11 protein-coding genes are annotated in these 13,208 nt (G+C 50.9%); all 11 read left to right on the top strand.

What is annotated here, in order from left to right; all coding sequences use genetic code 11:
- The first annotated feature begins 146 nt into the window (after window positions 1-146).
- The 11 genes from YC6258_RS20905 to ureC all read left to right on the top strand — a co-directional run bounded on the left by YC6258_RS20905 (window position 147) and on the right by ureC (window position 13,205).
- Window positions 147-1,742 (top strand): hypothetical protein, encoded by a 1,596-nt coding sequence (locus YC6258_RS20905; protein WP_044618642.1) that lies wholly within the window; start codon window positions 147-149, stop codon window positions 1,740-1,742.
- A 695-nt stretch (window positions 1,743-2,437) separates the two neighbouring features.
- Window positions 2,438-4,039 (top strand): hypothetical protein, encoded by a 1,602-nt coding sequence (locus tag YC6258_RS20900; RefSeq protein WP_044618641.1) that lies wholly within the window; start codon window positions 2,438-2,440, stop codon window positions 4,037-4,039.
- Window positions 4,040-4,323: 284 nt separating this feature from the next.
- Window positions 4,324-5,616: an urea ABC transporter substrate-binding protein gene (urtA, locus tag YC6258_RS20895; protein WP_044618640.1), complete on the top strand. Its 1,293-nt coding sequence runs from the start codon at window positions 4,324-4,326 to the stop codon at window positions 5,614-5,616.
- A gap of 114 nt (window positions 5,617-5,730) precedes the next feature.
- The gene (urtB, locus tag YC6258_RS20890) at window positions 5,731-7,320 is read left to right on the top strand and encodes an urea ABC transporter permease subunit UrtB (protein WP_044620261.1); all 1,590 of its coding nucleotides are present in this window, start codon (window positions 5,731-5,733) and stop codon (window positions 7,318-7,320) included.
- Window positions 7,317-8,459, top strand: a complete 1,143-nt coding sequence (urtC, locus tag YC6258_RS20885; protein ID WP_044618639.1) for an urea ABC transporter permease subunit UrtC — start codon at window positions 7,317-7,319, stop codon at window positions 8,457-8,459. Before urtB ends, urtC begins: the two co-directional genes overlap by 4 nt.
- Window positions 8,456-9,268, top strand: a complete 813-nt coding sequence (gene urtD / locus YC6258_RS20880) for an urea ABC transporter ATP-binding protein UrtD (RefSeq protein ID WP_044618638.1) — start codon at window positions 8,456-8,458, stop codon at window positions 9,266-9,268. The genes urtC and urtD overlap by 4 nt, the downstream gene beginning before the upstream one ends.
- The gene (gene urtE / locus YC6258_RS20875; protein ID WP_044618637.1) at window positions 9,265-9,960 is read left to right on the top strand and encodes an urea ABC transporter ATP-binding subunit UrtE; all 696 of its coding nucleotides are present in this window, start codon (window positions 9,265-9,267) and stop codon (window positions 9,958-9,960) included. The genes urtD and urtE overlap by 4 nt, the downstream gene beginning before the upstream one ends.
- Window positions 9,961-9,968: 8 nt before the next feature.
- Window positions 9,969-10,847 carry an urease accessory protein UreD gene (locus tag YC6258_RS20870; RefSeq protein WP_044618636.1) on the top strand — a complete coding sequence of 293 codons (879 nt, stop codon included), beginning with the start codon at window positions 9,969-9,971 and terminating at the stop codon, window positions 10,845-10,847.
- Window positions 10,848-10,863: 16 nt separating this feature from the next.
- Window positions 10,864-11,166 carry an urease subunit gamma gene (locus YC6258_RS20865; RefSeq protein ID WP_044618635.1) on the top strand — a complete coding sequence of 101 codons (303 nt, stop codon included), beginning with the start codon at window positions 10,864-10,866 and terminating at the stop codon, window positions 11,164-11,166.
- Window positions 11,167-11,175: 9 nt separating this feature from the next.
- The gene (locus YC6258_RS20860) at window positions 11,176-11,499 is read left to right on the top strand and encodes an urease subunit beta (RefSeq protein ID WP_044618634.1); all 324 of its coding nucleotides are present in this window, start codon (window positions 11,176-11,178) and stop codon (window positions 11,497-11,499) included.
- Window positions 11,496-13,205 (top strand): urease subunit alpha, encoded by a 1,710-nt coding sequence (gene ureC, locus YC6258_RS20855; RefSeq protein ID WP_044618633.1) that lies wholly within the window; start codon window positions 11,496-11,498, stop codon window positions 13,203-13,205. The genes YC6258_RS20860 and ureC overlap by 4 nt, the downstream gene beginning before the upstream one ends.
- Window positions 13,206-13,208: the final 3 nt, after the last annotated feature.

Genomic DNA, 13,208 nt, shown 5'->3' with positions numbered 1-13,208 from the left:
GTGATCAATTTTATTTTACGAGGTTGCTGGATAAATGAACGTATACAGCGACTATTTTGGTTTTTAATTGGCCAAATTCAGAAATGCAGTCGAAGGATGGTTCAAGTTTTTTGTATTTAATTATAAATAAATGAAGGAACGTCAAAATGAAACCTACTCTGATAAATAGTCTCATAAAACAACCCCCTGGAATGGTCTTATTACTAGGTACTACTCTGGCGGCCCCTCTGACTCAGGCAGTTGACCTAAATGATGTTGATATCAATGACAATGGGTTGATTGAGATTTCCACGATTGAAGAACTCAATCAAATTCGTTACAACCTGATTGGCACCAGCTTCATAGATGTTGACGGCAACAGCATAGATACCGGTTGTCCGGTCTCAGGTTGTATTGGTTATGAGCTGGTCAATGATCTCGACTTTGGCAGTAATAGTGCTAATCCGTTAGCTGCTCAGGGTCCTTTCTGGAATGACGGTTATGGCTGGGAGCCTATTGGCAGCGAACTTGATCCGTTTGCTGCGGTGTTTGATGGCAATGGACATAGCATCAGTAATCTGTTTATCGATCGTGTGGAAGAAGATCATGTTGGCTTGTTTGGTGTGATCAGTAGCCAGCCCTACAAAGGCGCAGGGGTTACTAATCTGGTACTGCAGCGTGCCATCGTATATGGCAATAACAAAGTTGGCGGTATTGTCGGAGCGATTGAGAATAACTATGAAAATGAAGATGTCATTGTATCTGGTTGCGCTGTCAGTGGTGTGGTTTCCGGTGAAAAATATGTAGGAGGCATGGTCGGGCACCTTTATGCCCGATATGGCGCGCAGGTCCATTTATTTAACAACACCACGAATATTCTGGCAGTCGGAGCCGATTACACCGGTGGGATGGTTGGCTACAGTGGTGCTGGTATTGGTGGTGTTGATTCTACTACAACGGTAACGCTGACAGATAATCGCGTCACGGGCCAAGCGAGTGGAAATTCAAAGGTTGGTGGCCTTGTCGGTTTCCTGGCCAGCAATAATACTGGTGGTCCGGGTATCAGTTCTGATGTCTATCTGGAAAGAAGTCAGGCAGACGCTATCGTGAGTGGTGATAATAGTATCGGTGGGTTGATTGGCATGGCCTATGGCAGTGGTTTTGAGAACACTCTGTCAATCTCGGATAGCGAGGCAAATGGTATCGTGATGGCCAGAGAAAAAAATGCAGGTGGTTTGATTGGTCACTTGGAGGCCGGTGATTATGCCAGTGTCGGGGTTTCCGCTGTATCAGCAACAGGTTACACCCGAAGTAAACAGGCGGTGGGTGGTCTGATTGGTTCCGCAGTATCTGGATATGCTGACCTGGCGATCAGTAATGCTTATTCCTGGACCGGTGTGCGTGGTGACGATCAGGTTGGAGGATTGATTGGCTTTGCACGGCTTTACAGTGACGAGGCTTATTTTGGTATTTCCTATACCTACGCAACTGGTCCGGTAGCAGGACAGACCAATGTCGGTGGATTGATTGGTGAAGTCCAGGAAGGTGAGTATTTCTGGCAACAGGTAAATGTTAGAAGCAGTTACTGGGACACCAGTACCAGCGGTTTGAAAAAAAGCGCGAAAGGTGAAGGCTATACCAGTGAAGACCTGAAATGTCCGAAAAAAGGTGGTGATAGTGATTGTGAGATGCCTATCTACACAGGGTGGAGCAGCAATGTCTGGGACTTCGGCTCTGAAAATGATTATCCAACCCTGAAATAATCAGTTCCCATATAAACAAAGCAGCCAGATGGCTGCTTTTGGTTTCTCTGTCGTCATGATTGGTAAACACTCAGCACCCACGAAGTGTCTGTAACATTTATCTCCAGCCTATTGCAATGGCCTCCTGATTCAAACGATTCGCCTCTTAATGTCTGTTTGAGCAAAAGGTTTCTCGTCCCGTCATATTGGTAAGTTATTTGGGCCTTTGATCAAAAAGGGATGACAGATCAACGCTGATCTCAAACTCATAATCTGAACTATTAAAATTCATGAACTTCCAGTTTCGATACCTTCTGCTCCACAAAGGAAAGTACCTGATTGTTTCTATAGGGTATTGTCGGGTTAATAGCCTTTTCTTGTCATGCTTCATCTTTTATTCAAGTGTTGGAAAAACTGAATTTCCATGGCGGTCAATCCCTCGAGTTATGTTACTAAACCAATGCTTAAAAAAATGAAATGGCGTTTTTGAATCCCTGAGAATTCTCTCCGAAAGAATTTATGCGCCTGGTTAAATCGTCTTATAGAATATTAGGAAAATATTTTATATGTTTGTTCGGCAGGATTTTTAATTCTGTAGTTGTTTAATAAAATATTATTTGTTTTTCAGTCTTTGGTTGGCCAATTTCAGAATGTGTAGTCGAAGGATGGCTCTATAGATTTAAAATGTGAATTAACCTATGGCAAGGAAAGTAAAGATGAAATCTGTCTTGACAAGAAAATTAATCAATCAGTCTTCAAAAAATTTTGTGTTATTGGCCGCCACATTGATAGCTCCTTTAACACATGCTGTCAATCCTGAGGATGTTGATGTCGATAACAATGGCTTGATTGAGATCTCCACCATTGAAGAACTTAATCAGATTCGTTACAACCTGATTGGTAGCAGTTACATTGATATCGACGGCAACAGTCTGGATGCTGGGTGCCCGGTATCCGGTTGTATTGGTTATGAGCTGGTGAAGGATCTTGATTTTGATCCCGATGGGAGCGGCCTGTGGTCAGACAAAAATCCTTTCTGGAATGATGGCAAAGGCTGGGAACCTGTCGGTAGCAAGCTTGACCCGTTTGCTGCTCATTTTAATGGTAATGGCCATACCATTAACAAGCTGTATATCGACCGTACAGATAATGACTTCGTTGGATTGTTCGGTGTCGTCAGCAGTCAGCCTGACCAGGATGTCAAGATTTCTGACCTGGTTCTGCGGGAAGCCCTCATATACGGAAATAACTATGTAGGGGGGATCGTTGGTTCGATCGACCATGCCTATGAAGGTCGGCAGGTGGTTTTGTCCGATAGCAGAGTTAATGGTGTGATTTCCGGTGAAAAGTATGTAGGTGGATTGGTCGGATACGTCAATGCCGAAAATTGTGCCATCGTCAAACTGCATGGTAATACCTCCAATATTATGGTTGTCGGTGCTGACAACACTGGTGGTCTGGTCGGCTATGTTGGTCTTGATACTGGCTTCTCTGACTCAGATTCCACCTATGTGAGCTTGTTGGGTAATTCCATTAACGGGCAGGTCGCTGGACGCTCAAAGGTTGGCGGTCTTGTCGGATATCTGCTGACCAGCAACGGAGGTAGTATCGATTTTAGTGTATATGCTCGCGTCGACTCCAATCGGACCGAAGTAACCGTGACTGGAGAGAGCAAGGTTGGTGGCCTGATCGGCTCCGCGATTGGAAGTGGAGATAACACTGGCCTCTACATTGCCAACAGTGAGTCGAACAGCATGGTGATTGCTACAAAAGATTACGTCGGTGGGTTGATCGGTGAGCTGGATAGCGATGGCTATGCCTACGTACGGGCTACTCGTTTGTCAGCCAAAGGCTATGCCAGCGGTAAAAATGCTGTGGGTGGGTTGATTGGTTCTGCGACCGCCAGTTACTCCGTGATGGAAATTTATGACAGTTATGCCTGGACAGACGTTCGTGGTATCCAAGAGGTTGGGGGGTTGATTGGCTTTGTGGAAATGGGTGGTTCTGAAGTGTACCTGGATATTTATCGTACCTATTCAATTGGTCGGGTAAAGGGGCAGGAAAGTGTTGGTGGACTGGTTGGTGATTTTTCCGATGGAAATGGATTTTTTAAGAAAACAATAAGAGTTGAGAGCAGCTATTGGGATATCACTACCAGTGGCATAAAGGTCAGTGCGACCGGATATGGTTACAGCAGTGCTGATTTGAAATGTCGGACAAGAAATAGTGACGATGGTTGTAATCCGTCCATTTATAAAGGATGGGACAGCGACATCTGGGACTTCGGCTCTGAAAATGATTATCCAACCCTGAAATAATCAGTTCCCATATAAACAAAGCAGCCAGATGGCTGCTTTTTTTTGCTTTGTCGACGTTCAAATCTTTGGATGCTGCTGGGGAAAAATGCTGACAACGTCTGACTCCGGCAGGCATTTATACCGGGTGAGAAATCTCAACAACTTCTACTGAGTACGTCAAATGACGTAGCTTTCTGAGTCAATCAGCGCATACCTGAACGGTACTCCTCTCTGAATAATGTCATGGAACGCTTTGTTTCATTGTTGTCTTACGCATTAACCAAATTCTGGGGGAACCGGGAATCATGAAACCTGTTAAATTGCTGAAAGGGCTGGCACTCGGTGTGACGGCTGGTTTGTTGACGATGGGCGCTCTGGCGGCCGATACCATTAAAGTGGGTGTATTGCATTCGCTGTCGGGAACGATGGCCATCAGTGAAACCACCCTGAAAGATACTGTGCTGATGATGGTGGACGAGCAAAATAAAAAAGGCGGGTTGCTGGGTAAAAAACTGGAAGCCGTGGTGGTTGATCCGGCTTCTAACTGGCCGTTGTTTGCGGAGAAAACCCGGGAGTTACTGACCAAGGATCAGGTCGATGTCATTTTTGGCTGCTGGACATCCGTGTCCCGTAAATCTGTTTTGCCGGTGATCGAAGAGCTGAACGGGTTACTGTTTTATCCGGTGCAGTATGAAGGTGAAGAGTCCTCAAAAAATGTGTTTTATACCGGTGCGGCACCGAATCAACAGGCTATTCCGGCAGTGGATTATCTGATGAATGATCTCGGTGTTAAACGCTGGGTACTGGCGGGAACCGACTACGTGTATCCACGTACGACCAACAAGATCCTCGAAGCCTACCTTAAAGCCAAAGGTGTCGCGGATGCCGATATCATGATCAACTACACTCCTTTCGGTCATTCTGACTGGCAGTCCATCGTTTCCGATATCAAGAAATTTGGCAGTGAAGGTAAAAAGACGGCCGTGGTCTCCACCATCAACGGTGACGCCAATGTACCTTTTTATAAGGAACTCGGTAATCAGGGTGTTTCCGCAGAAGACATTCCCGTGGTTGCGTTTTCCGTTGGTGAGGAGGAATTGTCCGGTATCGATACCACGCCTCTGGTCGGCCATCTGGCAGCCTGGAATTATTTTGAAAGTGTGGATACACCCGAAAACCAGGCGTTTATCAAACAGTGGCATCAGTTTATTGGTAATAACGCCAGGGTCACCAATGATCCGATGGAAGCCACTTATATCGGTTTCAATATGTGGGTGAAAGCGGTTGAGAAAGCCGGCACGACCGATGTCGACAAGGTCGAACAGGCGATGATCGGCATACAGACTCCCAACCTGACCGGTGGTATGGCGGTCATGAACGAAAATCATCATCTGAGCAAACCGGTACTGATCGGTGAGATACAGGATGATGGCCAGTTTGAAGTGGTCTGGGAAACCGATGGTCTGGTGGCCGGCGATGCCTGGTCAGATTTCCTGCCTGGTTCGAAAGATCTGATTTCCGATTGGACCACTCCGATCAAATGCGGCAATTACAACACCAAAACCAAAACCTGCTCCGGGCAGAACTACGGCTCATAAGGCAAGTATCGGCACTGGCGGTCTCTGATGATGTGGATCGCCAGTGTTCAGCCACCGTCATACGTATCCATTCATTCAAATATCAATCTGCTGGAGTGTAGGGTGAAAAAACTGATGTTTTTTTGTGTCTTGTGTATCTGTCAGGCATGGCCGGCTTGGGCGCAGAACGAAGATGCCTCTGTTAATGAGTTGCTACAGCAACTGACAGAAGCCCGCCTGAAAGATATGGCACCTATCCTTGAACAGCTGGAAGTCGAAGGCGGAGAAGCATTACTACCGCTATTTCATGGCCTGTTGGCGGGTGATCTCTATTATCTGAAATCCGACCATACGCTGGTTTCGGTCACATCGGTCAACGGTATCGATCAATATCAGGAAATACTCAGCGGTCATCGTATCGAATCGTTGTCTAAGCAACAAATCAGCAAGGTCCGGGTGAACAATACCTTGCGCGGTCAGTTGCGACAGATCATTTCGCGGTTACAACTCAATGCACGTCAACCGGATCTGCGCTATACCGCAGTACGGTCGTTGCTGTCCGAACTGGATGCAGACACCATGGCCACTATTCGCGCATTGTACTCTGGTGAACAGGACCAACGGGTCAAAGCTATCATGGCGACGGCCATTGCTCTGTATAGCGCTGAATCCGCTCAGGATGATAACGAAAGAGTGGCGGCCATTGGTCAGCTTCGTAACAGTCTTGAAACCGATGTTCGTAACGCTTTAAACCGGTTGGCCAAAGACGATACCAGGCCAGCGGTTCAGTCCGCTGCCCGACGGGCGGTGGCGGATATCGAACAGCGGGTGGCCTGGTACGGCCGACTGGATCAGCTGTTTTTTGGTCTCAGTCTCGGATCGGTGTTATTGCTGGCGGCCATCGGTCTGGCCATCACCTTTGGCGTCATGGGGGTGATCAATATGGCTCATGGCGAAATGATTATGCTTGGGGCTTATACCACCTACGTTGTGCAACTGCTGATGCCCAATGCCATCGATTATTCCTTATGGGTGGCGGTGCCGGCAGCTTTCATGGTTTCAGGTTTGGCCGGCGTGTTGATTGAGCGTGGCATTATTCGATTTCTGCATGGCCGGCCGTTGGAAACTTTATTGGCGACTTTTGGGGTCAGCCTGATTTTGCAGCAGCTGGTCAGAACGGTTTTTTCACCGCTGAACCGGCAAGTGGCAACCCCTTCGTGGATGAGCGGTTCGATTGAACTCAATCCGGTGTTATCCCTGACCCTGAACCGCTTATACATCTTTGTGTTTGCGCTGCTGGTCTTTGGCTTACTGCTGCTTATTTTGAAGAAAACCTCATTGGGTCTTAATGTCCGGGCTGTTTCCCAGAATCGCGATATGGCCAGAGCCATGGGGGTTCATACCGAGCGGGTGGATGCTTTGACTTTTGGTCTGGGTTCCGGCATTGCCGGCATCGCCGGAGTGGCCCTGAGCCAGCTGACCAATGTCGGCCCGAACCTGGGGCAGAGCTATATCATCGACTCGTTCATGGTGGTGGTGTTTGGTGGTGTTGGCAATTTACTGGGCACCCTGGTTGCGGCGTTTACTTTGGGGGTTGCCAATAAGTTTCTGGAGCCGGTCACGGGTGCGGTGCTCGCGAGTATTCTGGTATTGGTCTTCATCATTCTGTTTATCCAGAAACGACCACGTGGACTGTTTCCGCAAAAAGGGAGGGCGGCGGAATGAGTCTGTTCAGTCTTTGGCGTCAGCGTGACGCTAAGTTGACCGCGACCTGGCCGGTTGTGGTGGCGGTATTTGCCATGGCACTGCTGGCGGCGCTGGGAAATCTGTTAATACCGGAATCTTCAGCACTGCATGTGAGTACCTACACCGTTACCTTGCTGGGTAAATATCTGTGCTACGCCATGCTGGCGCTGGCGGTTGATGTGATCTGGGGCTACTGTGGCATTCTGAGTCTTGGTCATGGTGTCTTTTTTGCCCTTGGCGGTTATGCCATGGGTATGTATCTGATGCGTCAGATCGGTGAACGCGGTGTTTACGGCAATGCCCTGTTGCCGGACTTCATGGTGTTTCTGAACTGGAAGGAACTGCCGTGGTACTGGCTCGGCATGGATCAGTTCTGGTTTGCCCTGCTCATGGTGATATTGATTCCGGGCGGTCTGGCGTTTCTGTTCGGCTGGCTGGCATTTCGTTCCCGGGTAACCGGCGTTTATCTGTCTATCATGACCCAGGCTCTGACCTATGCCTTCATGCTGAGTTTTTTTCGCAACGAAATGGGTTTTGGCGGTAATAACGGCCTGACTGATTTTAAAGATATGCTCGGTTTCAGCTTACAGGCCGACACCACCCGCGTGGTGTTGCTACTGCTGTCTGCGGTGTTATTGATCGTCGCGTTGTGGTCGAGTCAGGCGATTCTGCGTTCACGTTTTGGCAAGGTCATCATCGCTATTCGTGATGGTGAGGCCAGGGCCCGGTTTCTCGGTTACCAGACCGAACGTTACAAGGTCTGGCTGTTTGTGTATTCCGCTGTAGTTGCGGCGGTGGCCGGTGCTTTGTATGTGCCTCAGGTTGGCATCATTAATCCGGGTGAATTTGCTCCTATCAACTCCATCGAGATCGTGATCTGGGTAGCCATCGGTGGTCGTGGCACTTTGGCAGGTGCGGTGATCGGCGCGTTGTTGGTCAACTATGCCAAAACCCGTTTTACCGCCTTGCTGCCTGAAGCCTGGCTATTTGCTCTGGGTGGTTTGTTTGTGCTGGTGACACTGTTTTTGCCCAAAGGGCTGGTCGGATTGTCGTCAAAATTCCGTATGACCGCTAGAAAGTTATCATCTTACTCATCCGGTCAGAGGTCAGAATCATGAGCATACTGCAACGGGATCAGGTGTGGCCGTTTCTGGTGCCCCGGGAAGTAAAGGTCGATGTCTCCCATCAGGTCATTCTCTACATTGAAGATCTGAGTGTCAGCTTCGATGGCTTTAAAGCCCTGAATAATCTGAATCTCTACATCAACGATGGAGAACTGCGCTGCCTGATCGGCGCCAATGGCGCCGGCAAAACCACCCTGATGGATGTGATTACCGGCAAAACCCGCTGCGACAGCGGTTCCGTTTGGTTTGGTCAGACTCACAACCTGCTGGAAAAACGTGAGGCGGATATCGCCCGGCTGGGCATAGGCCGCAAGTTTCAAAAGCCGACGGTGTTTGAGGCACATACCGTATTGGACAATCTTGAACTGGCACTCAACACCCATAAAGGCATTCTGCCAGCGCTGGTGGCGCGCCTGTCGGCCGGGCAGCGGGAACGTATCGATGAGGTGATGGAAATCATTGGCCTGCAACAACAGCGACACATGCTGGCTGGAGCATTGTCTCATGGCCAGAAGCAATGGCTGGAAATCGGCATGCTGCTGGCGGCCGAACCGCGACTGTTGCTGATCGATGAACCGGTTGCCGGCATGACGGCACAGGAAACCGAACGGACCGCCGAACTGCTGACCTCGCTGGCGGGCCATCACACCGTCGTCGTGGTTGAGCATGATATGGAATTTGTCCGTAGCATCGCCCGTACTGTGACCGTGCTGCATCAGGGCTCGGTATTGGCCGAAGGCAGCATGGATGAAGTGCAGAACAATCGCGATGTCATCGATGTTTATCTCGGAGAAAGCGCATGATCGAACTCAGACAGGTGACGCAACATTACGGTAGCAGTCAGATCCTGTGGGGCGTGGATCTCAACATCACTCAGGGATCATGTGCCTGCATCATGGGGCGCAACGGCGTTGGTAAAACCACACTGCTGAAGTGTCTGATGGGGTTGCTGCCGGTCAGCAGTGGAGAAATCCGCATCAATGACTATCCATTACACAATCGTCCGGCAGAAAAAAGAGCACCGGCAGGTATCGGTTATGTTCCGCAGGGGCGGGAGATTTTTCCTCTGCTGACAGTGGAGGAAAATCTGCGCATCGGCCTGCCCATACGCAAGGATAAACGCAAGCACATTCCCGAACGGATATTCGAATTGTTTCCGGTGCTGGCAGATATGCTGCATCGCCGCGGCGGTGATCTCTCTGGTGGTCAGCAACAACAACTGGCCATCGGCCGGGCGCTGGTTATCGAGCCATCGGTGTTGATACTCGATGAACCCAACGAAGGCATACAGCCTAACATCGTGCAACAGATTGGCGATGTCATCCTGCGGCTGAATGAAGAGGATGGTCTGACGGTTATCCTGGTGGAACAGAAGCTGGGGTTTGCCCGTCGGGTTGGCAAACAATTTCACCTGATGGAAAAGGGCCGCATTGTTGCCAGTGACCACATGGAAAATCTCAGCGATGAACTGATACGCCAGCACCTGGCGGTATAGGGGGATACGTGAATCAACGGTTGGACGTATCACCCATATCTGCGAATGGTCATTGGGAGGCGGATATTTACCTGCAACTGGCGGCCACGGTTCGCGGTACCCGGCTACTCCGGAATGAACATCGCGGTCCGCTGTACGTGCAGAAGCCCTTCTATCCGGAAGGACATGAGTGCGCCCATGTTTATTTGCTGCATCCACCCGGTGGCCTGGTCTCCGGAGATCGATTGAATATTGAAATTGATCTTGCCGCCGGGGCGCAGACGCTGGTGACGACGCCGGGAGCCGGACGTGTCTATCGCGCCCGTGATGACGCCTCACTGCAACGACAGTCTCTGACGGTTCAGGTGGCGGACGATGCCATGCTGGAGTGGCTGCCGCTGGAAACCATCTTATTCCCGGCGGCACGGGTGCATTTGAACACTGAAGTACATCTTGAAGCCGGTGGCCGTTGTCTGCTGTGGGACATCATCAGTTTTGGTTTGCCGGCTAATCAACAACCCTTTGACCGTGGAGAACTGGATCAGCGTCTGCGTATTTATCAGGGCTCGAAACTGGTTATCAACGAACGGCTGTTGATCAATGAACAAAGTCTGCCACTGCTGGGCACCAATGTCGGTTTCCGTGGTGCACCGGTATATGCCCTGATGCTGGCCGGGCCTTTTGCTGAAGATATCCATGAGGATGTGATGCAACAGCTGCGATATCACTGCACTCAGATTGATGATGCGGATTTGGCCGCTATCAGTCGTTGCGGTGATTTTCTCAGTATTCGCTTTTGCGGCTGGAGTGCCGAACAGGCGCGCCGGCTGTTGACCCGATTATGGTGTGATATCCGGCCGTTATTGACCGGTCGTGACGCCTGTATGCCCAGAATCTGGGCGACCTGACTTGACGAGGTACTGTATGGAACTACTACCCAGAGAAAAAGACAAACTACTGGTATTCAGTGCCGCGTTACTGGCCGAACGGCGGCTGAAGCGCGGTTTAAAACTCAACTATCCCGAAGCGGTGGCCTATCTCACTATGGAAATTATCGAAGGGGCTCGTGATGGCCGAACGGTGGCCGATCTCATGGGCTACGGTAAAACACTGTTGACGGCCGATCAGGTCATGGAGGGCGTGGCGGAAATGATTGCCGAGGTACAGGTGGAGGCAACGTTCGCCGATGGCACCAAGCTTGTCACCGTCCATGAACCCATCGTTTGAGGAGGTTATATGATTCCAGGTGAAATACAGACGCGAGGTGATGACATTGTCCTGAATGCACAGCGCCCGACCGTCACAGTATATGTGGAAAACATCGCTGACCGGCCGATTCAGGTGGGTTCCCATTATCACTTTTATGAAACCAATCCGGGGCTGCGTTTTGAGCGCGAGCGGACTCGTGGTTTCCGCTTGAACATTCCCTCGGGTACGGCGATTCGGTTTGAACCCGGGCAGGGGCGTGAAGTGGAACTGGTCGCTTATGCCGGCAGTCGCCGGGTGTTTGGTTTTCGTGCCCGGATCATGGGCGCACTCGACAGCGGAGCTTCCTCATGAGCCGGACCATGGACAGACAAAGTTACGCACAAATGTTCGGGCCGACAGTCGGTGACCGGATGCGGCTGGCCGATACCGGGTTATGGATAGAAATCGAAAAGGATTTCACCCATTACGGCGACGAAGTGAAATTCGGTGGCGGCAAAGTGATTCGTGACGGTATGGGACAAAGCCAGCGACTGGATGATGATACGATGGATCTGGTCATCACCAATGCCGTTATCATCGATCACTGGGGTATCGTTAAAGCCGACGTCGGTATCAAACAGGGGCGCATCGCCGGCATCGGCAAGGCCGGTAATCCGGATATTCAGGACGCCGTGGATCTGATCATCGGTCCTGGTACCGAAGTGGTGGCCGGTGAGGGATCCATTCTGACGGCGGGCGCGGTGGATGCTCATATTCACTTTATCTGTCCGCAGCAGGTAGAAGAGGCATTGATGTCCGGTGTGACCACCATGATTGGCGGCGGTACCGGCCCGGCGACCGGGACCAATGCCACCACCTGTACCCCCGGACCCTGGTATCTTGGCAAAATGATGCAGGCCACCGATGACCTGCCGATGAATTTTGGTTTCCTGGGCAAAGGCAACGCCAGTCTGCCGGAGCCGTTGATTGCACAACTCCAGGCCGGCGCTTGCGGTTTGAAACTGCATGAAGACTGGGGGACGACGCCGGCTTCCATCGATAACTGTTTGACTGTGGCGGAACAATACGATGTGCAGGTGGCCATTCACACCGATACCCTGAACGAATCCGGTTTTGTTGACGACACCCTCGCTGCATTCAAACAACGGGTGATTCATACCTATCACACCGAAGGAGCCGGTGGCGGCCATGCGCCGGACATTATCCGTGCCTGTGCTCACGCCAATGTGCTGCCATCCTCGACCAATCCCACCCGGCCTTATACCGGCAATACCGTGGATGAACATCTCGACATGCTGATGGTCTGTCATCATCTCGACAGCAGCATCCCGGAGGATGTCGCTTTTGCCGATTCGCGCATCCGCAAGGAAACCATTGCCGCAGAAGACATTCTCCATGACCGCGGTGCATTCAGCATGATCGCGTCCGATTCCCAGGCCATGGGGCGGGTCGGCGAAGTGATCACCCGCACTTGGCAGACCGCCCACAAAATGAAGAGTCAGTTTGGTCTGCTGCCTGAAGATCGTGCTTTGGGAGCGGATAATTTCCGGGTCAGGCGTTACATCGCCAAATACACCATCAACCCGGCGATTACCCACGGCATTGCCCATGAAGTAGGCTCCATTGAGGCCGGTAAACTTGCTGATCTGGTGCTCTGGAAACCGGCGTTTTTCGGTATCAAACCATCGCTGATCATCAAAGGCGGCATGATTGCAGCCGCGCCAATGGGCGACCCCAATGCGTCCATTCCCACACCGCAACCGGTTCATTATCGCATGATGTTTGCGGGCTTCGGTGGCGCAGCAGCGGCCACATCCGTGACCTTCGTGGCGGCAGCGGCAATGCAGCGGAATCTTGCACAGGAACTCGGTTTGCGCCGCGCCCTGGTGGCCTGCCGTGGCACTCGCAACCTGAGTAAACAGGATATGCGCCTGAATGACTGGTTGCCGGATATCAGCGTGGACCCGCAGACCTATGAAGTACGGGCCGATGGCGAACTGCTGACCTGTGAGCCGGCCACTGAGCTGCCGTTGGCACAACGATACTGTCTGTTTTGAGGA

Origin of the sequence: Gynuella sunshinyii YC6258 (genome assembly GCF_000940805.1) — a bacterium.
GTDB lineage: Bacteria > Pseudomonadota > Gammaproteobacteria > Pseudomonadales > Natronospirillaceae > Gynuella > Gynuella sunshinyii.
Note: the sequence above shows the minus strand (reverse complement) of the source record. Positions and strands in the feature narration are given on the sequence as shown.

What these genes read in the sequence shown, in the direction of transcription:
- YC6258_RS20905 (WP_044618642.1), top strand. Translation starts at nt 147, where the DNA reads ATGAAACCTACTCTGATAAATAGTCTCATAAAACAACCCCCTGGAATG.
- YC6258_RS20900 (WP_044618641.1), top strand. Translation starts at nt 2,438, where the DNA reads ATGAAATCTGTCTTGACAAGAAAATTAATCAATCAGTCTTCAAAAAAT.
- urtA (WP_044618640.1), top strand. Translation starts at nt 4,324, where the DNA reads ATGAAACCTGTTAAATTGCTGAAAGGGCTGGCACTCGGTGTGACGGCT.
- urtB (WP_044620261.1), top strand. Translation starts at nt 5,731, where the DNA reads ATGTTTTTTTGTGTCTTGTGTATCTGTCAGGCATGGCCGGCTTGGGCG.
- urtC (WP_044618639.1), top strand. Translation starts at nt 7,317, where the DNA reads ATGAGTCTGTTCAGTCTTTGGCGTCAGCGTGACGCTAAGTTGACCGCG.
- urtD (WP_044618638.1), top strand. Translation starts at nt 8,456, where the DNA reads ATGAGCATACTGCAACGGGATCAGGTGTGGCCGTTTCTGGTGCCCCGG.
- urtE (WP_044618637.1), top strand. Translation starts at nt 9,265, where the DNA reads ATGATCGAACTCAGACAGGTGACGCAACATTACGGTAGCAGTCAGATC.
- YC6258_RS20865 (WP_044618635.1), top strand. Translation starts at nt 10,864, where the DNA reads ATGGAACTACTACCCAGAGAAAAAGACAAACTACTGGTATTCAGTGCC.
- YC6258_RS20860 (WP_044618634.1), top strand. Translation starts at nt 11,176, where the DNA reads ATGATTCCAGGTGAAATACAGACGCGAGGTGATGACATTGTCCTGAAT.
- ureC (WP_044618633.1), top strand. Translation starts at nt 11,496, where the DNA reads ATGAGCCGGACCATGGACAGACAAAGTTACGCACAAATGTTCGGGCCG.